This window comes from Mesorhizobium sp. M7A.F.Ca.MR.245.00.0.0, assembly GCF_003997415.1.
In the GTDB taxonomy this organism is placed as follows: domain Bacteria; phylum Pseudomonadota; class Alphaproteobacteria; order Rhizobiales; family Rhizobiaceae; genus Mesorhizobium.
Genome location: NZ_RZTE01000031.1, coordinates 33,273 through 54,564, shown reverse-complemented (window position 1 = coordinate 54,564; position 21,292 = coordinate 33,273). Strand labels below are relative to the sequence as shown.

At 62.7% G+C, this 21,292-nt stretch carries 17 protein-coding genes and 1 tRNA gene; 9 read left to right on the top strand and 9 right to left on the bottom strand.

The window, feature by feature from the left end; translation table 11 throughout:
* Positions 1–122: 122 nt before the first annotated feature.
* On the bottom strand, positions 123–1,085 hold the full coding sequence (locus EOB80_RS25335; protein ID WP_127330493.1) for a sugar-binding protein: 963 nt from the start codon (positions 1,083–1,085) through the stop codon (positions 123–125).
* A gap of 577 nt (positions 1,086–1,662) precedes the next feature.
* Here EOB80_RS25335 and EOB80_RS25325 point away from each other — a divergent pair.
* A complete protein-coding gene (locus EOB80_RS25325) occupies positions 1,663–2,784 on the top strand; it encodes a LacI family DNA-binding transcriptional regulator (protein WP_164762711.1) in 1,122 nt (373 codons plus the stop codon).
* Between the two features lie 76 nt (positions 2,785–2,860).
* On the opposite strand, the gene EOB80_RS25320 is transcribed toward EOB80_RS25325, so the two are convergent.
* Complete coding sequence (locus tag EOB80_RS25320; protein WP_127330491.1) at positions 2,861–3,355, bottom strand: very short patch repair endonuclease; 495 nt, start codon at positions 3,353–3,355, stop codon at positions 2,861–2,863.
* A gap of 7 nt (positions 3,356–3,362) precedes the next feature.
* Positions 3,363–4,865, bottom strand: a complete 1,503-nt coding sequence (locus tag EOB80_RS25315) for a DNA cytosine methyltransferase (protein ID WP_348629542.1) — start codon at positions 4,863–4,865, stop codon at positions 3,363–3,365.
* Positions 4,866–5,148: 283 nt separating this feature from the next.
* Between EOB80_RS25315 and EOB80_RS25310 the strand changes: the two genes are divergently transcribed.
* From EOB80_RS25310 to EOB80_RS25300, 3 genes are read left to right on the top strand one after another with little or no spacing between them, the layout of a single operon-like run.
* On the top strand, positions 5,149–7,164 hold the full coding sequence (locus tag EOB80_RS25310; protein WP_164762710.1) for an ATP-binding protein: 2,016 nt from the start codon (positions 5,149–5,151) through the stop codon (positions 7,162–7,164).
* On the top strand, positions 7,161–9,509 hold the full coding sequence (locus tag EOB80_RS25305) for a Z1 domain-containing protein (RefSeq protein ID WP_127330489.1): 2,349 nt from the start codon (positions 7,161–7,163) through the stop codon (positions 9,507–9,509). The genes EOB80_RS25310 and EOB80_RS25305 overlap by 4 nt, the downstream gene beginning before the upstream one ends.
* Positions 9,506–10,486, top strand: a complete 981-nt coding sequence (locus EOB80_RS25300; RefSeq protein WP_127330487.1) for a PD-(D/E)XK motif protein — start codon at positions 9,506–9,508, stop codon at positions 10,484–10,486. Before EOB80_RS25305 ends, EOB80_RS25300 begins: the two co-directional genes overlap by 4 nt.
* 169 nt (positions 10,487–10,655) lie before the next feature.
* Here the strand turns inward: EOB80_RS25300 and EOB80_RS25295 are convergent.
* The 3 genes from EOB80_RS25295 to EOB80_RS25285 form a co-directional block, all read right to left on the bottom strand.
* Positions 10,656–10,732, bottom strand: a tRNA-Arg gene (locus EOB80_RS25295).
* Positions 10,733–10,873: 141 nt separating this feature from the next.
* A complete protein-coding gene (locus tag EOB80_RS25290; protein WP_127330485.1) occupies positions 10,874–11,797 on the bottom strand; it encodes a DUF1003 domain-containing protein in 924 nt (307 codons plus the stop codon).
* Positions 11,798–12,200: 403 nt separating this feature from the next.
* Entirely contained in the window at positions 12,201–13,091 is an 891-nt protein-coding gene (locus EOB80_RS25285) for a D-alanyl-D-alanine carboxypeptidase family protein (protein WP_127330483.1), read from the bottom strand.
* Positions 13,092–13,309: 218 nt separating this feature from the next.
* Here EOB80_RS25285 and EOB80_RS25280 point away from each other — a divergent pair, with 218 nt between their 5' ends.
* The 4 genes from EOB80_RS25280 to EOB80_RS25255 all read left to right on the top strand — a co-directional run bounded on the left by EOB80_RS25280 (position 13,310) and on the right by EOB80_RS25255 (position 17,971).
* Positions 13,310–15,124, top strand: a complete 1,815-nt coding sequence (locus EOB80_RS25280; RefSeq protein WP_127330481.1) for a methyl-accepting chemotaxis protein — start codon at positions 13,310–13,312, stop codon at positions 15,122–15,124.
* A 340-nt stretch (positions 15,125–15,464) separates the two neighbouring features.
* On the top strand, positions 15,465–16,565 hold the full coding sequence (locus tag EOB80_RS25270) for a hypothetical protein (RefSeq protein ID WP_127330477.1): 1,101 nt from the start codon (positions 15,465–15,467) through the stop codon (positions 16,563–16,565).
* Between the two features lie 352 nt (positions 16,566–16,917).
* Complete coding sequence (locus EOB80_RS25260) at positions 16,918–17,538, top strand: nucleoside triphosphate hydrolase (protein ID WP_127318256.1); 621 nt, start codon at positions 16,918–16,920, stop codon at positions 17,536–17,538.
* Between the two features lie 85 nt (positions 17,539–17,623).
* Positions 17,624–17,971 (top strand): hypothetical protein, encoded by a 348-nt coding sequence (locus EOB80_RS25255; RefSeq protein WP_127330475.1) that lies wholly within the window; start codon positions 17,624–17,626, stop codon positions 17,969–17,971.
* A gap of 23 nt (positions 17,972–17,994) precedes the next feature.
* Here the strand turns inward: EOB80_RS25255 and EOB80_RS25250 are convergent, their stop codons facing one another.
* The 3 genes from EOB80_RS25250 to EOB80_RS25240 form a co-directional block, all read right to left on the bottom strand.
* Positions 17,995–18,699, bottom strand: coding sequence for a glutathione S-transferase N-terminal domain-containing protein (locus EOB80_RS25250; RefSeq protein WP_127330473.1), 705 nt, complete (start codon positions 18,697–18,699; stop codon positions 17,995–17,997).
* 160 nt (positions 18,700–18,859) lie between these two features.
* Positions 18,860–20,068: a beta-ketoacyl-[acyl-carrier-protein] synthase family protein gene (locus tag EOB80_RS25245; protein ID WP_127330471.1), complete on the bottom strand. Its 1,209-nt coding sequence runs from the start codon at positions 20,066–20,068 to the stop codon at positions 18,860–18,862.
* Positions 20,069–20,073: 5 nt separating this feature from the next.
* Positions 20,074–20,328 carry an acyl carrier protein gene (locus EOB80_RS25240; protein ID WP_013528393.1) on the bottom strand — a complete coding sequence of 85 codons (255 nt, stop codon included), beginning with the start codon at positions 20,326–20,328 and terminating at the stop codon, positions 20,074–20,076.
* A 222-nt stretch (positions 20,329–20,550) separates the two neighbouring features.
* Between EOB80_RS25240 and EOB80_RS25235 the strand changes: the two genes are divergently transcribed.
* Positions 20,551–21,292: urease accessory protein UreD (locus tag EOB80_RS25235; protein WP_245466437.1), on the top strand; the 742-nt coding region annotated here is incomplete at its 3' end.

The following is a 21,292-nucleotide window of genomic DNA, read 5'->3' as shown; positions in this document are numbered from 1 at the left end:
CTTACCCTCCCCGTATAGAGACGGGGAGAGGGGGATTGCCAGCGTTGGAGCGCTTCCCTTCTCCCCGTCACTATACGGGAAGAAGGTGCCGGCAGGCGGATGAGGGGCGGCGCTAACGACGATCAGTTTCCAGACATCGCCTTCAGATTGGCGGCGTAGGCGTCGACGTCATCCTTGCCGATGATCTTGGTCGGGATGATGATGAGGTTGCCTTCCGGGATGCCCGACTTGTCGCCCTTGAGATAGGCAGCCATCAGCTTCATGCCCTGATAGGCCCATTCGAAGGGCTGCTGCACGACGGTGGCGGCAACGGTGCCTTCCTTGACGCCGCCCAGCGTGATCGGATCGTCGTCGAAACCGACGACGGTGATCGAGCCGAGCTTGCCGGCGTCGCGCAGCGCTTCATAGATGCGCGGCGTGTTGTAGGAGTAGAAGCCGACCATGCAGGTGACGTCGGGGCTGGCGACCAGCGCGTCCTCGACGTTCTTCTTGGCGCGCGCCTGGTCGATGTCGTCGCCGCGCACGTCGATCAGCTCGATCTTGGTGCCGGCCAGGCCGTCCTTCATGCCCTGGATGCGCTCCTTGGCGTTGTCGGCGCCGAGCAGGCCGACGAAGCCGAGGCATTTTCCGCCATTGGGCATCGCCTTCTTGGCGATTTCGGCCGCCTGCTTGCCGGCATCGACATTGGACGAGCCGATATAGGCGACGCGCTTGGTCTGCGGGGCGTCCGAATCTGTGGTGAACAGCGCCGTTTCCGAAGCGATCTTGTTGAGGCCATCGGTCGAGGTCTTGGGATCGACGGCCGAGACCATGATGCCCTTGACGCCTGCGGTCACCAGATCGTCCATCAGCCGCTGCTGGATGGCGACCGAGGACTGCTCGGGATATTTGAGCTCAAGATTGTAGTCAGGCAGTTCGCCCTGCGCCTTCTTGACGCCGGCTTCGGCGGCCTTCCAGAAATCGGAAGCGCCGTTGACGACGAAGGCCAGCGTCGGCTTGTCTTGGGCGCGCGCGATGGCCGTGGCCGACAGGCCAAGCAGCAGCGCGGTCGCGGCTACGGATGCAGTTCGTATCAAGGATTTCATGTTCAACCTCCCGTTTGGCTCAGTCGTTGGACCGGCCGATCTTGCATTAACCTGATTTTGGCACTGACCTGATTTGCCGTTTGCAGCGTGGACGCCCTCCTCCTCAAAGGGGTTCCCGGCACCGAAAGAATGGCGTCGTTCCAGCCACGATCATGGACCTTAGAGACTCATCCTTCGTTCGTAAATAGTCCGATTTGTCTGACATATCACATATGCGAGACAAGGCTTGCGGAGGTAGTATCCGCTCGCCACCGGGCCATTTTTCGTACTCTCCCGCCGCCCCGGACCTGACCGGCCGGACGCGACGGATTGACGGTACAGCGCATTTTTGTATTAGTAAACTGTATTAGTTTTGAGGCAATATCAGCGGTTTCGATGCGTATACGTCCACGAGCCGTCGCCACCGCTGAGCCGCAGCCCAAGCCTTTCGCCCTTTGAGTTTTGGGTTGTATGGAGATCCGTGGCGGATGGACCTCCGGTATACTAATAGTTATAAACGGCTTTGACGTTATCTCTATATACCGACGGCGTCACGCCACCTTGCCGGCCTGACCGGCCTGCCAGACTGGGATTTGCCATGAGCGAGACGACGGATCGGGCCAGCGACACGGCGAGGCGGCGCAAGGCGCCGGCCAAGGGCGCCAAGGGCCGCGTCACCATGATCGATATCGCCAGGGCGGCCGGCTGCTCGCAGGCGACCGTTTCCTTCGTGCTCAACAATTCGCCGGGTATCAAGCTGTCGCAGCAGACCCGCGAACGGGTGATCGAAACCGCGCGGACGCTTGGCTACGCCGCGCCCGCTTTCGAGGCCCTTCACCCGGCATTGCCTGCCTTCGGGGGGCCCGCCTTCGAAGGGCTGGACGGGGTGATCGGCTTTGCCGTCGACCAGCTGGCCACCAGCCCGGAAGCCGTGGTCGCCATCGAGGGCGCGCGCCAGGCCTCGTGGAACGCCGGCAACGTGCTTCTGGTGGCGCAGACGCTGGGCGATTCCGTCATGGAGCCGCGCGCCATTTCGGCGCTGACCAAGCGGGGCATTTCGGCGCTGATCTACATGACAATCTTCACCCGCGAGATATCAGCGCCCGACTATCTCTACGGCCTCGACATCCCCGTGATCCTGCTCAACTGCTATACGGCCGACTACGCCTTCCCTGCCGTGGTGCCGAGCGAGATCGCCGGCGGCCAGAGCTCGACCCGCCACCTGATCAGCCACGGCCACCGCCGCATCGCCACCATCACCGGCGAGCCGTGGATGCAGGCAGCCCAGGACCGGCTGAAAGGCTACCGCCGCGCGCTCGCCACCGCCGACATCCCGTTCGACGGCGAATTGGTGGTCGAGGGCGACTGGTCGGCCAGCGCCGGCTATGCCGCGACCGTCAAGCTCCTGGCGCTCAGGGACAAGCCCACCGCCATCTTCTGCCAGAACGACCGCACCGCGATCGGCTGCTACGAAGCACTGAAGGAAGCCGGCCTGCACATTCCTGGGGATATTTCGGTGGTCGGCTACGACGACGAGGAAATCGCCCGGCATCTGTTCCCGCCGCTGACCACCTCGATCCTGCCGCATATGGCGATGGGCCAATGGGCGATCGAGCAGCTGGAAGCGCCGGCGTTGGTGGGGCGCGGGCGGTATCCGATTACGAAGCTGGAGTGTCCGCTGGTGGAGCGGGAGAGTGTGCGGGGGGTGAAGGTAGGCTGACGGTGGCTCGGCGGAAGGCTATAGTTTAGATCATACCGCAGCAGAAAGTACTCCTGGAGACTGAAGACAGAAACTATTACCCGCCTGACCTCGACGCCTCGGCGATCTCAAGGAAAAGTAAATCGCTGCCGGATCGCAGGAAGCGAATTAGCGTATCCAGCACCGACTCAGCAGGTAGCCGGTTCGGCCCTCGGAGAGCACATTCCCAAACGGTAGCCACTCGCCAACCAGACGAGACCAAGGTGTCTTTTGCCTGACGATCACGCTCCTGATTGTGCCCAATCTTGGTCTGCCAGAATGCCGCATTGGTACGGGGCCGAACGCCAAGGCCGCAATCGTGGCCATGCCAGAAGCAGCCATGCACAAAAATTACGACGTGGGCCGAAGAGAAAACCAAATCTGGCGTACCAGGCAAGCTACGATCATGCACGCGATAGCGCAGTCCCCGAGCATGCAGGCCACGTCGAACTGTCATCTCAGGCTTAGTATCACGTCCACGGATCTTGGACATGTTAAACCGTCGCTGGTCCGGGGTGAGTGGGTCGTCGCGAGTAGCTTGGCGCCGGATCATACAACCCTCACGCGGCGCGACAGCCGGCGCTTGGTCTATCATGACCTAGAGCCTCGGCGAACACCTTGCCTATCTCTTTAGCTAATGCTCGCGATAGCAGCGGCGGTACCGCGTTTCCGATCTGACGGAAGGCTGCATTCATGGCGCCGCGAAAAATGAAACCATCCGGAAAGGACTGGAGCCGCGCAGCCTCGCGCACCGAGATCGTGCGTGACTGGGCGCTGTCGTAGTGGATGTGGCTATAACTATCCTTGCCGAGATGAGCCATCAGCGTCCGGGCCGGCAAGTCAGGCTCCATTTTGCGCCACTTGTTGGGAAATTTGCCCGTGTCATAAGGAGGCACTATCGAGGTACGGAGTTCGCGCCACGCTTGACTGCCAGCCGGCGGTGCTGCTCCCGTGTGCGCCCTTTCCCTCGCAAGCGCTTCATCGAACATGCGCTCGGCTACCGCGTGGGCTTCAGGATACTGGTCGCCATGACTGAGGCGGCCAAACAACTTCCAGTCCCGTGGTAAATAGCGGATAACATGATCGTGGATACCTTCGTCATTTTCGAAGCCCGGCCACGTCCGCATAAGCTTGGCGTAGTCCGTATCCGGCTGGCCGGGATAAGGTTCCAAACGGTCGAACCGGCGTACACTTCGGCCAATCTCGCCGCGCAAATGACCCGTGATCGGTGGCAGATCGCTAAGCGCTTGAGCCGCTGTCACGGCCGGCGTCAATTCCTTGTGAGATGCCTTAGCCGACACATAACCAGGCGCCCTATTGATAGGCGCGCTGCTCAGCAATTTGAGTGCGACTTGACGGCTTCCCGCGTAGCCCCGTGGGAGCATCATGTGATGGGTAGGTTCGGGGAAGCAGATCTTGGCATTCAGTTCCCGCCGGACGGCAATAAGGACCATCCGCTCACGCATTTGAGGCACGCCGTAAAACGCAGCATTCAGAAGAGTGTATCTAACCTCGTAGCCGATCCCCTCAAGGAAATCGCGTGTCTCCTCAGCAACGTTTTGGCCGCCGTGGTTCAGTACATCCGGTACGTTCTCCATCATCAGCGCCAGCGGGAGGAAGGCTTGGACGTAGCGAAGATACTCCAGATAGAGCCGAGCGCGCGGGTCCAGCCGGAACGCCTCGGGATGTTCGGCCACTTCGCGAAGCTTAGGCCGCCCAACCCGCGCGAAAGCTTGGCACGGTGGCCCTCCAACCAGCACATCGATTGCTTGTTCAATTGGGCCGAGATCTAGCTCACTTGCTAGCTTTTGAGGAGTAAGTTTCGTGATGTCACGAGGGCATGCATGGCGCGGATCGCCGGGATGAAAGTTGGCGCCATGGGATGCAGCAGCATCCTTATCAAACTCAACGGCAGCAACGATCTCGAAGCCGCTGGTGTGAAAGCCAAGCGACAGCCCGCCGCACCCCGAGAAAAGATCTAGCACGCGGGGACGACCGCCCTGGCGGAGGCGCACTAGCCGAGCCAGGACGGTCGGATCAGGATTGATCATCGGCGCCTTCACCTGGAATTCCTATCCGTATAATCTGTTCATTGATTCGAGTCCCAACTGAGAGTTGAGGGGTGACGGCTTAAACGTCAACAGACTTGTCCAACCTCGACCACCATCGGATCTAATCCATCATCCAGGCAATTGTATCTCGGCACAAGATGGCGTCTTCGGGTAGCTATCCGAAGTCCTGGTTGCATAGCTATCGGCGCGAGCTATCAAGGATTGTGGCCCCCGGCCAATTTCGCCTATGGTCCAATCGAAACAAAAGCTGGACAAGGCACCGAATGGAGGGGCGATGAAATTCCTAATCCTGAGGCAGTTGCAGCACAGTGAATTGGGCATGTTCCATGCTTATCGTCGTAGTGGCCGGGAGGGATCGCGCCAGCGCGCCATCAACTTCGATGGTGAGGTCGTCGATCGAGTCTTCCCGGTCGCGGAGGATACCGATCGCATCGCGTTAAATCTGCGATATGACACCGATGATGGCCCGCGTACCCTAAACTATTTCCTGAAGCGACAGGGTAAAAACTGGCGGCTTGAGGGCAACTGCCCTGACGACCAGCTGTATCACTTCGTCGAGCCGGACTGCTTGTTTGCTATGGAAGTCGACGCTGGGGTCCAGCCAGCTGTGGGAGCATGGGTGGTCTTCCCCCGAGACGATCCTACGGCTTTAGCCATCCTTGCGGATGGGGCTACGTCCGGCTTAGCGCGTGCCAGCATGATCGCCCTCGAACCGTACGAGGCGCCGCGCATCCACAAGTTTCTGAACGAAGCCCGGCCTGACTTGTTTAGCGTCCCGAGCTTACAGGATCTCGAAATGACCAACACCTCTTCCTCAACTGAAACAATCGAAAGCGTCAAACCCGCAGGGCGCCGTCTGCCGCCTGGCCCGACACGACTGCCAACTATGCTCAGTGCCTCTGGCCACAACTTTGTCAGCGCGGTCGCAGACATTATCGACAACGCCATCTCGGCTGACGCAACCGAGATCCAGATTAGTTTCGATCCGCCCAACAGTGGCAATGGCCGCTGGATGGCGATCCGCGATAATGGCCATGGCATGTCGCCCGAGCAGTTGGAGGAGGCGATACGGATCGGCGGAGAAGCCGACTATGACGGCCGGAGCCTCGGCAAATACGGCTTCGGTCTAAAGGGCGCCTCCTGGTCCCAGGCACGCAACTTTAAAGTGGTGACGCGCCAGAAGGGTGGGGAAGCCCATCACCTCGGCTGGGACCAAGACAACATGGCGGACTGGCAGGTCGACGAGGAACCGCTGGAAGACTGGGAAATCGGGGCTGCTGATCCGGGCGAACATGGCACTGTGGTGCTCTGGAAAAATATGAAGGCCCCGACAACTGCGCCGTCGATCAAGGGAGTGTCGCCCCATGTTGCTGAGATTCAGGAGCTCAACCGGCATCTGGGCTTGGTCTTCCATCGATTCTTAGATGGCGACGCCAAAGGCCGGGCGCCGCTCAAGATCTGGATCAACAATATAGCAGTCGAAAGCAACGGGCCGGCCGGTCATCCGCTCAGTGAACGCCATGACGTCAAGACGCTTAAGGTTGAACATGAAGGCGGATCGGCGGAGGTGAAGGTTCAGCCAATCGTGCTGCCGTCAGAGGACGAACTCCGCAAGCACCATGGGGATGGCTGGCAGGCGGCCACCGACCGCATTGGCTATTGGGGTCGACGCAATGACACTCAGGGGCTGTTTCTGTATCGCAATGACCGGCTAATCCGCTGGGGCGGGTGGCATGACCTTTGGGCCACTAACGACGAGAAAACCAAGTTGGCGCGAGTTCTGGTCGATTTTGATCCGGCACTGGACGAAGCCTTTCAGATTAACATTTCCAAGCAGACTGTCCGCCTGCCGGGCTACCTTCAGAGCCGGATCAAGCCGCTGGCGGATACGGTACGAAAGGCCAGCCAAGCCAAGTATCGCAAACCTCGGCCGACGCCGCCTCCGCGCCCCTTTCCGCTCCCGGTCGGACCGGTGTCCAGCCCTGGGGCGTTTGGTGAACCAAGCGGGCCAGCGACAATAGATGCCTCAACGTCGCCCCCTCAGTTCCCAACGCCCGCGCCGCCCATCAGCGTGCGCAAAGTAACGACCGGCAAGTTCGCCTGGAGGATCACGACGGATCTGAAGGGCAGCCGCAGTCTCCAGATCGGCGACGTAAGTCCAGCCCTCGTCGAATTGGCCAACGCGCTCGGCTCCAACGAGGTGGGCACGGAGGCGCTAGCAGCGTTTCTGGAAGACCTTGATCGGCTCGACTTGCAGCAGATGCTAATCGACGACGCAGCTGACGCATGAGCTCGCTTCGCATCCAGGAATTGCGTGCAGCCCGCGCCAACTGGACAGATAGTCTTCCCGAGGTTGAGGAAGGGAACTGGACGCGACTTGAACGCCGGCTCCTCGCCAGTGCACGCTGGAAGGCGCCGCAGGTAGAGAGCTTGGCATCAGAGTCTGCACGGGTCCTGAGACACCTGCCGGATCCACGGTCGGAAACACCGTTCCAAGGGCGTGGGCTGGTAGTGGGGTATGTCCAGAGCGGCAAGACCGCCAATTACACAGCTGTGGCGGCGCGCGCCGTCGACGCCGGCTACAGGGTGGTCATTGTGCTGTCCGGCATCCACGACGCCCTACGCAGCCAGACGCAGTTCCGGCTTGAGGACGAGCTCATCGGGCGCAGCGACCCCGGCGGCCCGCGTTGGACCGTGCTCACGGGAGAGACGCAGGATTTTAAGGATCCGGGCGCGGAAGTTCTCGACCGAACCGGCGCCTTCCTGATCGTGGCCAAGAAGAATGTCTCCATACTCCGCCGGATAGACGCTTGGCTTGAGGCAGCAGCCGCGAGGCTCGACCACATGCCGGTCCTGGTTATCGACGATGAGGCCGATCAGGCCTCTATCAATACGCGCGGCAACCGCGCGCCCGACCCGTCTCTGGATTCCGATGCTGTTGCTGCCGCTACGAGCTTGGGGCCGACGGCGACTAATTCGATGATCCGCTCAATCCTTAGGCGCGCGCCCCAGGCAGCTTATGTGGCCTATACCGCAACCCCATTTGCCAACATCTTTATCGACCCCGATGCCGTCGACCGGGAGGTCGGCGAGGACCTCTTCCCCCGAGACTTCGCTCTCCAGTTGCCTAGGCCCGAGGGCTACACAGGAACAGAGGAACTATTCGGCGTCTCCGCCCAGGAGCGCGATGTCTTTCGGCAGGTGCGCGACGAAGACGTGGGTGAACTTCGCCAAGCGATGACGCGGCGAACGTCGGCGCCGGTGATCGTCGGTCCGCAGAACCAATTACTGCCCGATTCCCTGGCCGAGGCCCTCGTTGCTTTCTGCATCGCCGCAGCCATCCGCGAAAGTCGGCCAAGCCTTCAGGGCAAGCCCCACACCATGCTCGTTCACGTCAGCGTGCGGGTTGAAGACCAAGCGCGAGTTCGAGCGGCGATCGAGTATCAATTAAACTACTGGCTTGAAGCACGGCGCCAGGGCCATGACTTGGCGGCCCTGTTTGCAGAGGTGCTAAAGCAACACTTCAGTGGCGTTAAGTTGCCGGCTGAGCCTTTAGTGACGGTCGACGCAGCGATCGCGGCACTTGAACGACTGGTAGTCGTCGAGCTGAACAGCGTCACGGGCGAGAATCTCGAATACACTGAACGGCCCGGTCGTCACATTGTCGCGGTTGGAGGAAACCGCCTGTCGCGCGGCCTGACGCTCGAGGGCCTGACCATCTCCTACTTCCTACGAACGGCTTCCATGGCAGACACCCTGCTGCAGATGGCGCGCTGGTATGGCTTCCGCTCTGGATATGAGGATCTTATCCGAATCTGGACTACAGACGGGATCGCGCAATGGTTTACAGAGTTGGCGCTGGTCGAGGAGTCTTTGCGTGACAGCCTCCACGCCCTCTACAGGGCCGGCCGCCGGCCGTCCGAGATGGCGATTCGCTTGCGCGCTCACAGCGCGCTGCTGCTCACCGCGCGCAACAAGTCAGGTATGGCGGATGCGCTGCGTCAGTCGTGGTCGGGCGAACATCCGCAGACGGTGATCTTGCCGCTATACGACCAAGCGCGGCTACGGGCCAATCGAATCCTGGCGGATCGGCTAATCGCCCTGTGTGGTCCGGCCCAAGAAATAGCTGGTAGTCGGCTGTTCCGCGACCTGCCGCCAGAGATCGTCTGCGACTTCTTGCGCGCCTACCAGCCGCATCCGGACAGTTTCGCGATGCGCGGCGGCGAAATCGCTGACTGGATCATGCAGCGGGTGGCCGAAGGAGAACTGGTCGACTGGTCCGTGCTCCTGGCCGGCGCCCAAGGCGCGATGATCAAGGTGGGCGGCGTCGAGACCGGTTTGGTGACCCGACGGCGCATGAGCAGCGAGAGCATTGGTATTCTGATCGATCCTCGACACGAGGGTGCAGATCTGCCAGGAGGCGCTGGTGCCTATCGCCGGTTATCGGGCAACTACGACGCCGATGCTATGCGGTCCGCCAGACCTTCCACCCAAGCGTTGCTGATGATTTATCCGCTGGATCCGTCGGTCTTCGACGTCGAAGGTGTGGACGCGGTAATTGCACCGGCGCTGAGTCTTCCCTACACCTCGGACGGACGCTCCAGCACCCTCGTTAATCGGGGTGTCGGTGAATGACGGCGACATTCGTCGAAACTTGGCGGACTCTCAGGACTACGCGTCCCATCGGAGAAGACCAGATCCAGTCCGCCGCTATCGTTTCCGACAATGCAGAGACACCGCTGCGGCTCGCCATAGACGCCTCCGGCGACCTGCACCTGCTAGCTCCCACCTTGGGACCGCCGCGACGGCCTGTCCCGCCAGACTACAACGGCCTTCGTCTGCGTGAGAGCCGCCTCGACGAGCACCCCTGCCTCGATCTCTGTTCGCCCGCCGCCCATGAGAAGATGTTCGCCGCGCTCTGCGGCGAACTAGTGGAAGCCATTATAATTGAAGGGCGTGACCCTTGGTCTGCTGCCATAGCTATCGTGCGCGCTTGGCAGTCCGCATGGCGACCGCTACGTCAGCCGATGTCGCGTCCAGTCCAGATAGGTCTGGCTGGGGAATTGCTGGTGCTGCAATTACTCTGGCTGCCTGCTCTGGGACCGGAGGCCGTCCACCTGTGGAGCGGGCCCGATCGCGAGCGACATGATTTTGTGAGCTTTCGCCTGCACATGGAGGTCAAAACCACAACGAAGAGTCGGCATGAGCACGACATTTCCCGAATCGACCAGCTAAGGGCGCCCGAAGATCGCCGTCTGCTGTTTGCCTCGATCCAATTGGAGGAGTCAGTGATGGGGGCTCAGTCTATCTGTTCCTTGATCGATGGGGTAACGGACGCAATCCGACATGATCCGGCGGCCGTCGACGGCTTCTTGACTAAACTCGACGGCCTGGACTGGTCCGATGAGATGAGACGCTCGCCAGATTTGGTTCGCTTCCATATCAGGGACGCACAGATCTTCGAGGTGGATGAGGAATTTCCGCAACTGCCGCCAGATTTCACCATGCCGAATGGCGTGCTGACGGTACGTTACACGATCAGCTTGGCCAACCTGCCCTACCTAGACGTGGAAACGATTAGAGAGGACATCGCCCAAGCGGTGGCATCCTAAGGTTGGAACCGCACCTGATCACGGAGGATCGCCACCCCAAAACGGGACCTGCCACTCGATTCAAAGTGGACAATCCTTTGAGGCTAATGGGCGAAAACTGAAGAGTGGAGAGCTAAACAGATCGGTTTCGAACTAAAGTCGAATGTCAATTGCCACTGACGTCTCGGAGTGGCGCACCCGACAGGATTCGAACCTGTGACCTCTGCCTTCGGAGGGCAGCGCTCTATCCAGCTGAGCTACGGGTGCTTTCAGGACCGACGATCCGGAAAACGAACCAGCCGGTGAACCGGCAAGTCACGGCTTCTTAGCGGAAGCGGGCGCGGGCTTCAACGGGCAATTGGCGATTGGCGCAGCGACTTGGGCCCGGTGCATCCAGGCTGCGGCCTATCAGGTTCCCGCCCCCGCCTCGACCGTCCTCCGCCCGCGCACGGCCCGCTTCGGCTTCTTCGCGCCGGCCAGTTCGTGCATCGCATCCAGCTGCATCTGCTGCATTTCGGCCAGGCGCGTCCATTGGCGCGAGATGAGGTAGTCGAGTTTTTCGTGCAAATGGCGCACTTCGAGCTCGGCCTTGAGGTTGACGCGGTAGTCGTTGAAGGAGCGCAGGCGGTCCTTGGACTCCTGCCGCCGCTGGCTCATCATGATGATCGGCGCCTGGATGGCGGCAATGCAGGAGAGCAGCAGGTTGAGCAGGATGAAGGGGTAGGGATCGAAGGCGGCGCTCATGCCTTCGAGCAGGTTGATGCCGATCCACACCAGCAGCACGCTGCCGAACGAGATCAGGAACCACCAGCTGCCGCCGAAGGCAGCCATGTTGTCGGAGACGCGGTCGGCGAAGGTGCGGTGCTCCTCGAATTCCTCCTCCGAGTTTTCGGAAATCGTGTCCTGCCTGGCGATCGATTCGACCACCTGGCGGTCGAGCTCGGAGAATTCGCCGTGCTCCTGCTGCAGCAGCTCCTCCATGTAGCGCATGCGGTAGCGGCCGAGCTCGGCGCGGCTGATGCGGGCGCCTGCCGGCAGGTCGGGATGGTCCGAGCGGATGCGGTCGGCGAGGCTCGGGCGCAGCGTGTCGATGCGCACCAGATCGCGCTTGCGGAATTTGCGGCCCGAGATCGCCGACGGTTTTTTCTTCGGCTTGCCGCGGTGGGCGCCGGGGCCCGCGGGTTCGGAGTCCGGCACTTCGGGCGTCTCGAAATGCTCGTCCGATACCGGATCGGTCTCCAGCTCGCCGACGATCGGCGCCTCGAAATATTCGCCGCCGCTGTCGTGCTGGTTGTCTTCCGCCTGTTCGGGCGTTTTGGGGACGGTGCTCATGGTGGGCTCCTGGTGGTGCTGGGCGACGTATGCCGCAACATCGCCCGCATCGCGACGGATTTCGTGGGACTACAAGTGTTTTTGATCGCTTCCCGACTTCGTCATCCACGGGCGGAGCGGGAGCGAAGCGGACGCGCAGACCCCTGGAGCTGCTTCGCGGCCCAAGGGATCCATGCCGCGACCTGCGAGTGTCGCTTGCGGTGAAGAACTTGCCCGATGTTGGCGCCAATCACCCCCCTCTGTCCTGCCAGCGTGCGCAAGGTTCTGCACCATGGTGACGCGTTTGGAGTCCCGGCATGGATCCTCGGGTCTGCGCCGCGTCGCTACGCTCCTTGCTTCGCCCGTGGATGACGAAGTGGTGGGCGGCAGCCGAGCACCCAGACGCGAACCGCCCCGCGTCCCACTACTGCTCGGCGAACATCAGCCTGGTCTTGGCGCCGTCCATGGTCGGCGACAGGCTCCGCTGGATCAGCGCCTCGACATGGTCGTTGCGCTGGCGGGCTGAGTCGGCGCCCATCACCACGACGATCAAATTGCGGCCGTCGGCGTTGTAGGAGGTGACGATGTTGAAGCCGGAGGCCCTGATGTAGCCGGTCTTGATGCCGTCGACGCCGCGCACGCGGCCGAGCATGTCGTTGTGGCCGCGCACGAGTTTGCCGCGGAACATGAAGTCGCTTTCGGAGAAATAGTGGAACTGCTGGGGGAAGCGCTGACGCAGCGCCATGCCGAGCACCGCCATGTCGCGCGCCGTCGTCATCTGGCCACCGTCGGGCAGGCCCGACGCGTTGCGGAAGGTGGTGCTGGTCATGCCGAGCTGGCGCGCCCTGGAGGTCATCATGGCGGCGAACTGATCTTCACTGCCGCCGAGATATTCGCCGACCGCCACCGCCACGTCATTGGCCGATTTGACGACGATGGCGCGGATCGCCGAATCGACGTCGATGCTCTCGCCGCGCCGGAAGCGCAGCTTGGTCGGCGGCTGCGAGGCGGCATGGTCCGAAACCGGGATCTGCGTCTGCTTGCTGACGCGGCCGGAGTCCAGCGCCTCGAACAGCAGATAGAGCGTCATCATCTTGGTCAGCGAGGCCGGGTAGCGCTGCGCCGTCGAGCTGACCTCGAACAGCTGCTTGCCGGTCCTGGCGTCGACGACGATGGCCGCATATTTCTGCGCCGGCGCCGGCACGGCCAGCACGCTGTCGGGCGGCGTCGTGGTCGAGCAGCCGGCCAGCAGCACCAGCAGGGCGAGTGCCGCAAAAACTCTCTGGATGAGCGGAAGGGGGCGCAGGTTGGACAAGGGCAGGACTGTTCTGGGGTCGGCTGTTGCGGAGAGAAGACGAAGCTAACGTAACGCAAGTGATGCGTCCATTTGGTTAATGTCTGACAGTCCCCGGATTGTCGAGCCTCGCAAGCTTGCCGGCCGCCCCGAAAACGCCGGTTTTCCCGTGTCTTTCCTTGCCAGGGCCGCGTTTCCCGTGGGAAGGGGCGTGGTATCTCAGGGCTTGGGGGCTTGGCATGACGAATATCGGGGCCGGGGGCGCTGCGCCCTCGCTTATCAGGGCATCGCTCAGCCGCACCGGCAAATGGGCCGGCAGCGTCGCCTTTATCGGGGGTGCCGTATCAGACATCCTCAATCCGCTGGCGCCGTTCGCCGCCTATATCGCGCTGATCGCCGCGGTGGCCGCAATCATCATCGCCATTGCCATCGTGCTCAGGCTGGTGCTGGCGGCCAGAGCGCTGCCGGCCTTGATCTTCGCCACAACAGCGGCGGCCGTCGCCGGCGGCGTCTACGGCCTGCAGCAGCAGACCAACGCCCAGAACGGGGTGATCGCAAGCCTGGTGCCGGCCATTGCCGGGCTGCAGCAGTCGATGGGCATCGTGTCCGAAAAAGTGGCCAGGATCGAGCAGACCGTCACGCAAACGCAGAAGACGGTCGAGGCGGTCAAGCAGACAACCGACACGGTGGCGAAGAAGGCCGATGAGATCGCTAACGCCCAGCAGCAGCAGACGCAGCAGACGGCGGAGGTGCAGAAGACCACCGACGAGGTGAAGAAGCAGACCGAGACGCTGGCCGCCGGCCAGGCGCAGCAGCAGGCCCAGACCGAGAAGCTGCAAGAAACGACGCAGCAGATCGCCGCCTCGATCGACACCATCGCCAAGGGCTTTGCCGCCTTGGCCGCGCAGGGCGGGGCGATTGCCGAGCCGAAGCGGCCGGACGAATTCTACCACAATGCCCGCGTCTACGAGTTGTCCGGCGACATGCTCAATGCACGGCGCTCCTACCTCGCCTTCGCCGGCTTCGACGTCGACGCCATCGACCCCTACACGCGCTTTGCCACGCTGCTTCGGGTGCAGGACGGCAAGGCCGGCGCGCGCGAAGTGTTCGGCGCGCTTGCCGACAAGGGCAAGGCGCTGTCGATCAAGCTGGTGCATATCCAGCAGTTCGACGACGCCCAGCGCCTCGACAAGCTCAACGCCTTCATCGCGGCCAATGCGGATTTCGCGCCGGCCTATTTCCTGCTGGCGCAGGAGTTTTCGGAAGATCGGCTCGGCGCCCAGACGCTGGCCGACAAGCGCAACGAGGCCAAGGCGCTGACCAAATTCAGGTCCTACGAAAAGGATGGCGGGCTGCTCAAATATTTCGTCGACCAGACGCAGCTCGCCGACTGGCTGGACCGCAGCCGCAGCCGGCTGGCGGCACTCGGCGACGTGCTCGATCCCGCCCGCTTCGTGCCTTCGCTGACGCCGATGCGCTCCAACCAGGGCTGGTCGATGACCATCTCGCTGCCGGAGCCGGCGACCGCCATCTCCTGGCGCATGGGCGACAGCGGTCCGTTCACCGACACCGGTTTCCTGGCGATGAACGATCAGACGACCGGAAAGCCGATGGCCAATCCGAGCTTCGAGATGCCCGACAGCACCGTGGCGGGGATCATCGCGATCAAATATCTCGACATCAGGGGCCGCGAGACCGGCCCGTTCGACATCCGCTTCGACCCCGAGACAGCACTCCAGCAAGGCAACAAGCAGATCCTCGACCAGTTCTGGACCTCGTGGATCGCCTTCGATGCCAGCGGCAACCATGGCCTGGTCTATTTCACCCAGATGCTGTCCTACCGCTGCGCCATCAAGCAGGTGCATTACAGCCTGAACGGCGCGGCACTCGACAAGGAGATCAAGATGCCGCCTTGCGACAAGAAGGACCCTTACGCCATCCCCTACGACTACCAGCCCTATTTCAAGGTCGCCGACAGCGTGAAATCGATGTCGGTGCAGGTCACCTACACCGATGACACCAAGTCGCCGATACGGGAATACAAGCGGCAGTAGAGGCGCCCACCCTCCCCTTGTGGGGGCTATCGCACGTGGAATTCTTGAGATGTCTGCCCGGCACGGACCCCCACCCCTAACCCCTCCCCACAAGGGGGAGGGAGACTTCCGTTGGCGCCGACCCAGGCTAGTCGCCTGTCTTTTCGGGGCAAAGAAAGAACAATTAAGGCACGCGGCAGCGTTCCCTCCCCCTTGTTGGGAGGGTTAGCGTGGGGGTCCTCTTCGAAAGAATCCATATGCGATGCGGGAGAGTGACAACTGATGCAAAATGCCTGCCGCAATGCTTGCGCAAGTGCCGCCGAACAGGCCAGTTTGCGCCTGCAGAATCGGTGAGAGCACAATGACCATCCACACCATCAAGGCCCGGGGCATTTCGGTTTCGCTCGACCTCACGGTCGGCCATATCGCCGACATGGTCGTCGAGGGCGGCGGGCGGCAGCTGAAGCCGCTGCATCGCGCGCCCTGGGTCGATGCGGGCGAGACGCTGCCGGACAATTTGCCGGAAGGCACGGTTCGGCTGTCCGGCGATTTTCTCTGCGCGCCGTTTTCGCGCAGCGATGTCGAGGAGGCGCCGCTGCATGGCTGGCCGGCCAACAGCGCCTGGGATGTGGTCGATAGTGCTGCTACAGGGGATGGCTGGCGAGCCGTCTACCGCCTGCGGCACAAGGTGATGGGCGCTTCGGTCGACAAGATCCTGACGCTGCGCGACGGCCATCCCTTCCTCTACCAGGAACATGTGTTTTCTGGTGGCCATGGTGCGATCTCGGTCGCCCATCACCCTATGACGGCAATGACGGGCGGCGGCAGGCTGGCCTTTTCGCCGAAGCGTTTTGCCGCGACGCTGGACGATCCGCTGGAGCCCGATCCCGCCCGCGGCCGCTTCCTGCTGGCCTATCCGGCGCGCTCCGCCGATCTCGGCTATTTCCCCGCCGCAGGCGGCGGCACGCTCGACCTGACGGAATACCGCATGGGCGACCTGCGCGAGGATTTCCTCACGCTGGTCGAGACGGATCATGGCGGACCGGGCTGGACCGCGCTTGCACGACAGGCCGAGGACGATCTGGTGCTGGTGCTGAAGAACCCGGCCGAGCTGCCGATCACCATGCTGTGGTTCAGCAATGGCGGGCGCGACTACGCGCCGTGGAGCGGCCGCCACCTTGGCGTGCTCGGCATCGAGGATGGCCGCGCCGCCGTCGGCCATGCCGCCTCGATCGGCGACAACTGGCTGAGGCGCGAAGGGGTAGCGACCGCCTTTGCGCTGGGCGAAAGCCAAAGCGTGTCCTTTCGCCATGTCATCGGCGCGATACCGCTGTCGGGCGGCGAGCCGCCGCAGGAGGTCACGACGGCGGATGGCCGCATGCGACTGGCAACTGGTGGCGCGGCGCGGGAGGTTCCCTTCGACAGCGATTTCCTGCGTATTGGGCAGCCTGTGGCTGCCTGAACGAACAGCACAGCTGACTTCTGTTCGTTCAAGGGTTCCCATCAATTGCCAAAGTTGGCGCCGCCCCTCACCTGCCTGCCGGCACCCTCTCCCCGTATAGTGACGGGGAGAGGGTGCTCTCATCACCGATTTCGCCAACTACCAGCGTTACAGAGTAGGCGCCGAGATTGCGGCTGGCCCCTTCTCCCCGTCACTATACGGGGAGAAGTGCCCGGCAGGGCGATGAGGGGCGGCGCCAACTTTGGCAAAAGACCGCCTCCAATAGCTCAAATCCCGATTTGAAATTTCCGCCAACTGCCGACAAGATACAGCGGAAATTATCGTGCCGATCATCCAGGCCGGAGAGGCTCTCATGTCCGAAATCGCCCATCTCGCCGCCACCATCTTCAAACGCGCCGGCAAGGCAAACCGCTTCATCGTCGCCATTGCCGGTCCACCAGGCTCCGGCAAGTCGACGCTGTCGGCAAGGCTGCATGAACTGCTGCCCGAAGGGGCGGCGGAAGTCGTGCCGATGGACGGCTTCCACTATGACGACGCCGTGCTCGAGCGGCGCGGCCTGCGCGCGCGCAAGGGCGCGCCGGAAACCTTCGACTTTGCCGGGTTTGAGGCCCTGCTGAAGCGTATCCGTGCCGGCGAACCCGACATCGCCATCCCGGTCTTCGACCGCAGCATGGAGCTGTCGCGCGCCGCCGCCTCGATCGTCGCCACGCAAACCAAGTTCATCCTGGTCGAGGGCAACTATCTGCTGCTTGACGAAGAGCCGTGGTCGCGGCTGGCGCCGCTGTTCGATTTCTCGATCTTCGTCGACGTGCCGCGCAACGAGCTCGAGCGCCGCCTGATGGAGCGCTGGCACGGACATGGCCGCTCCGATGAAGATGCGCGCGCCTGGATCGCGTCCAACGACCTGCCCAACATCGAGCGCGTGCTGGCGCGGCGCCGGGCTGCCGATCTTGTGATCGGCCGTTCCGCTTGATTCGACGGATTGCGCAAGGGGAACCTTAAGACTTTCAGGCCGTTATCCCGACACGGCAATTGTGCCAAAAGAGGGATTCGGTCCAATGGCAACCAAGGCAAGAAAGCCCGCGCCCGTCAAGGGCAAGGCGACCCAATCCAAGGCCGGCGCCGGCCCGGCGATGACAGCCCGTTCGAAGGACGCCAAGCCGGCCTTCGGCAAGGCAGCGCCGAAGAAAGTGGTGCCGGCCGCAGCGAAAGCCGCACCGAACGCCGCAAAGCCGAAGAAGCCCGCGAGTTCCAGCGACTCCCTGAGCGGCAGTGCGATGCGCACGGCCAAGGCGACGGCCAACGTCGCTGCCGGCGCGGTCATGGTCGCCGCCCGAGGTGCTGCCTCGCTCGCCGCTTCCGTCATGGGCAAAGGCGGTTCGAAGGCCAAAGCGAAGGCGAAATAGCCGCGCTTCGGAGGCTGGTTCGGCTATACCTTGGCCGGGATGGTCAGGCCTTTCTGCACCGCCGGCCGCGCCAGGCCGCGCTCCAGCCATGTCGAGACATTGACGAAATCGTCAAAGCCGACGAGTTCGCGCGCTTCGTAGAATCCGATCAGGTTGCGCACCCAGCCGAGCAGCGAGATGTCGGCGATGGTGTAGTCATTGCCCATGATCCACTTGCGCCCCTTCAGCCTGCCGTCGAGCACACCGAGCAGCCGCTTTGACTCGTCGCGATAGCGCTCCAGAGGGCGTTTGTCGGCGATCTCGCGACCGGCGAATTTGTGGAAGAAGCCGACCTGGCCGAACATCGGCCCGACCGAAGCCATCTGGAAGAACACCCACTGGATGGTCTCGTAGCGGCGCGCGGCATCGATGGGCATGAGCAGGCCGGTTTTTTCAGCGAGGTAGAGCAGGATGGCGCCGGATTCGAACAGGCCGATCGGCTTGCCGTCCGGACCGTTCGGATCGATGATCGCCGGTATCTTGCCGTTGGGGTTGAGCGACAGGAATTCCGGTGTCCAGCTTTCGTTCTTGCCGATGTTGACCAGATGCGGCTCATAGGGCAGGCTGAGCTCCTCCAGGGCGATCGATATCTTCACGCCGTTCGGCGTTGTCGCCGAATAGAGCTGGAGCTGGTCCGGATGCTTGGCCGGCCAACGCGTTGCGATCGGAAAGTCGGACAGGTCTGCCATGGAAACTCCTGAATGGGGTTCGCGCAGAGCGGCGCGGTCTTGGCGGGTCGGCCAAGGATTAGACGCGGCGCACGGCACGATCAATATGGCGGTGAAGGTTTCGTCGTGCACGAACAGTCAACGGAATGGTCTGCCTGGGGCAGATCGCGCGCCCCTTAGATCAGACGGCCTTGAAGGCCAGCACGGCATTGGTGCCGCCGAACGCGAAACCGTTGCTGATCGCGGCGCGCACCTTGCGCTCGCGCGGCACGTTCGGCGTGACGTCGAGGTCGCAATCGGGATCGGCCTCTCGAAAATTGGCCGTCGGCGGCACCATGCCTTCGCGGATCGCCATCACGCAGGCGATCATCTCCAGCGCCCCCGATGCGCCGAGGCAATGGGCGTGCATCGATTTGGTCGACGACACCGAAAGCTTATAGGCATGGTCGCCGAAGACGCGCTTGATCGCTGCCGTCTCGATCTGGTCGTTGGCCTTGGTGCCGGTGCCATGGGCGTTGAGGTAGTCGACATCCTCGGGATTGAAGCCGGCATCGGCCAGGCAGGCGCGCATCGCCGCTGTCGGCCCTTCGACGGTCGGCGCGACAATGTCGGAGGCATCGGCGGAGAGGCCGGCGCCGGCGACCTCGGCAAGGATGGTGGCGCCGCGCGCCATGGCATGCTCGTAGGTTTCCAGGACCGCCATGCCGGCCCCCTCGCCGAGCGACAGGCCCTGGCGATCGGCCGAGAATGGCCGGCAGGTATCGGGCGCCAGCACGCGCAATGCTTCCCAGCCCTTCAGGATGCCCCAAACCAGCGGCGCATCGGTGCCGCCGGCGACCATCACATCGGCGCGGCCAAGCCTGATCTGGTCGACGGCCGAGGCGATGGCGTGGTTGGATGAGGAGCAGGCAGAGGTGACGCCGAAGACCGGCCCGCGCAGGCCCAGATTCATGCTGACATGGCCGGAGGCCGCACTTGGCATGACCTTTGGCACGGTGAAGATACCGGCGCGGTTCTTGCCCTCGACCAGGATGGCGCGATAGCTCTCTTCGATCGCCTCCCAGCCACAGACGCCGACACCGACGACGGTGCCCATCCGATAGGTGGTGTTCTCGTTCGAAACCAGGCCGGACTGCTGCATGGCTTCCCTGGCTGCGATGGTCGCCAGCAGGCTGAAGCGGTCCATCGACACGGTCTGCTTGCGGTCGATTCCGTGATCGGGAAGCGCCTTGATTTCGCAGCCGACCTTGACCTTCAAATCATGCAGTTGGGGACTTGTGATCTGGCCGATGGCCGAGCGGCCGGCGCGCATCTCGTTCCAGATCGCGGGCGCGCTGGTGCCGAGCCCGCAAATGCCGCCCATGCCGGTGATGACAACGCGCTGCCGCATTCAGTTCAGGCTTTTTTCGCGATCAGCGCGCGCACAGCTTCGACCATGTCGCCGACGTTCTTCAGATTGCTCCAGGCGTCGACCGTGTTCATCTCGATCTCGATGCCATACTCTTCCTCAAGATCGAAGATAATCTCCGTCAGCTCGAGCGAATGGATGCCAAGCGAGGTCAATTCGGTGGTGGTGGTGATTTCTTCGCCGCCCGGCTCGGCATGAGCCTTGATCTTCGCGATGATATCCGTTGCCAGCTGGTCGGCCATTCGGTTCCTTCCCCACTATCTCGACGTTTCCCGACGCCAACTGAGCAGCGCCCCTTTTTCTCCTGGTATCAAGCCGCCGTCGTCGTTTAATACCCCCGCCAAGCGCAGCATGACCGTACCAAGGTGGTTCCCTCTATAGAAACCGAAACGTTGTCAAGCAACAAGCTATATCGAACTCCATATCGACAAAGCCGACGGAGTGCTTAACGTGCAGGCATGGATATGGGCGAACCTAGCGGCGAACATGACGGGATTTCGACGCAGCGCGTTGCGGGCGTCGCGCGGCTTTCCTGCGCGCTCAGTGAGGGCCGCACGCGCCTGCGGCGCCTCTATCAGGACGGCGCCGCCAAGATAAGAATGCCGGCCGTCTCGACCGATCCGCTCGAAGCGGTGCTGATCAACACCGCCGGCGGGATGACCGGCGGCGACCGTATCGCCTGGGAGGTGGATGTCGGCGCGGCCGCTTCGGCATCGATCACCACCCAGGCCTGCGAGAAGATCTACCGGGCGGCATCCGACCGTGCCGAAGTGCGGGTCAATTTGTCGGTCGGCGAAAACGGGCGCATCGCCTGGCTGCCGCAGGAAACCATCGTCTTCGACCGGGCGGCCTTTGCCCGCACGCTCGACGTCGAGCTTGCCGTCGGCGCCGAGGCGCTGGTGCTGGAAGCCGCCGTCTTCGGCCGCCTGGCGATGGGCGAGCGCGCCACGCAGGGCAACTTCCATGACCGCTGGCGTGTGCGCCAGGATGGCGCCCTCATTCATGCCGAGGATTTCCGCATCGGACCCGATATCGCCGCCACGCTCGACCGCGCGGCGGTTGCCGGCGGCGCGATCGCGGTGGCGACGCTGCTTCTGGTGTCGCCACACGCCGAGGCCCTGCTCGACCGGGTTCTGGAAATCGTCGGCGACCACGGCAGCGCCAGCGTCTGGAGCGTGAAGAAATCTGGCAAGCTTCTTGCGAGGC

Excerpts from the sequence above, each read along its gene's own strand:
- EOB80_RS25310 (WP_164762710.1), top strand. The coding sequence starts at position 5,149 with ATGAAATTCCTAATCCTGAGGCAGTTGCAGCACAGTGAATTGGGCATG.
- EOB80_RS25270 (WP_127330477.1), top strand. The coding sequence starts at position 15,465 with ATGACCATCCACACCATCAAGGCCCGGGGCATTTCGGTTTCGCTCGAC.
- EOB80_RS25320 (WP_127330491.1), bottom strand. The coding sequence starts at position 3,355 with ATGATCCGGCGCCAAGCTACTCGCGACGACCCACTCACCCCGGACCAG.
- EOB80_RS25335 (WP_127330493.1), bottom strand. The coding sequence starts at position 1,085 with ATGAAATCCTTGATACGAACTGCATCCGTAGCCGCGACCGCGCTGCTG.
- EOB80_RS25255 (WP_127330475.1), top strand. The coding sequence starts at position 17,624 with ATGGCAACCAAGGCAAGAAAGCCCGCGCCCGTCAAGGGCAAGGCGACC.
- EOB80_RS25305 (WP_127330489.1), top strand. The coding sequence starts at position 7,161 with ATGAGCTCGCTTCGCATCCAGGAATTGCGTGCAGCCCGCGCCAACTGG.
- EOB80_RS25245 (WP_127330471.1), bottom strand. The coding sequence starts at position 20,068 with ATGCGGCAGCGCGTTGTCATCACCGGCATGGGCGGCATTTGCGGGCTC.
- EOB80_RS25280 (WP_127330481.1), top strand. The coding sequence starts at position 13,310 with ATGACGAATATCGGGGCCGGGGGCGCTGCGCCCTCGCTTATCAGGGCA.
- EOB80_RS25290 (WP_127330485.1), bottom strand. The coding sequence starts at position 11,797 with ATGAGCACCGTCCCCAAAACGCCCGAACAGGCGGAAGACAACCAGCAC.
- EOB80_RS25250 (WP_127330473.1), bottom strand. The coding sequence starts at position 18,699 with ATGGCAGACCTGTCCGACTTTCCGATCGCAACGCGTTGGCCGGCCAAG.
- EOB80_RS25300 (WP_127330487.1), top strand. The coding sequence starts at position 9,506 with ATGACGGCGACATTCGTCGAAACTTGGCGGACTCTCAGGACTACGCGT.
- EOB80_RS25260 (WP_127318256.1), top strand. The coding sequence starts at position 16,918 with ATGTCCGAAATCGCCCATCTCGCCGCCACCATCTTCAAACGCGCCGGC.
- EOB80_RS25240 (WP_013528393.1), bottom strand. The coding sequence starts at position 20,328 with ATGGCCGACCAGCTGGCAACGGATATCATCGCGAAGATCAAGGCTCAT.
- EOB80_RS25325 (WP_164762711.1), top strand. The coding sequence starts at position 1,663 with ATGAGCGAGACGACGGATCGGGCCAGCGACACGGCGAGGCGGCGCAAG.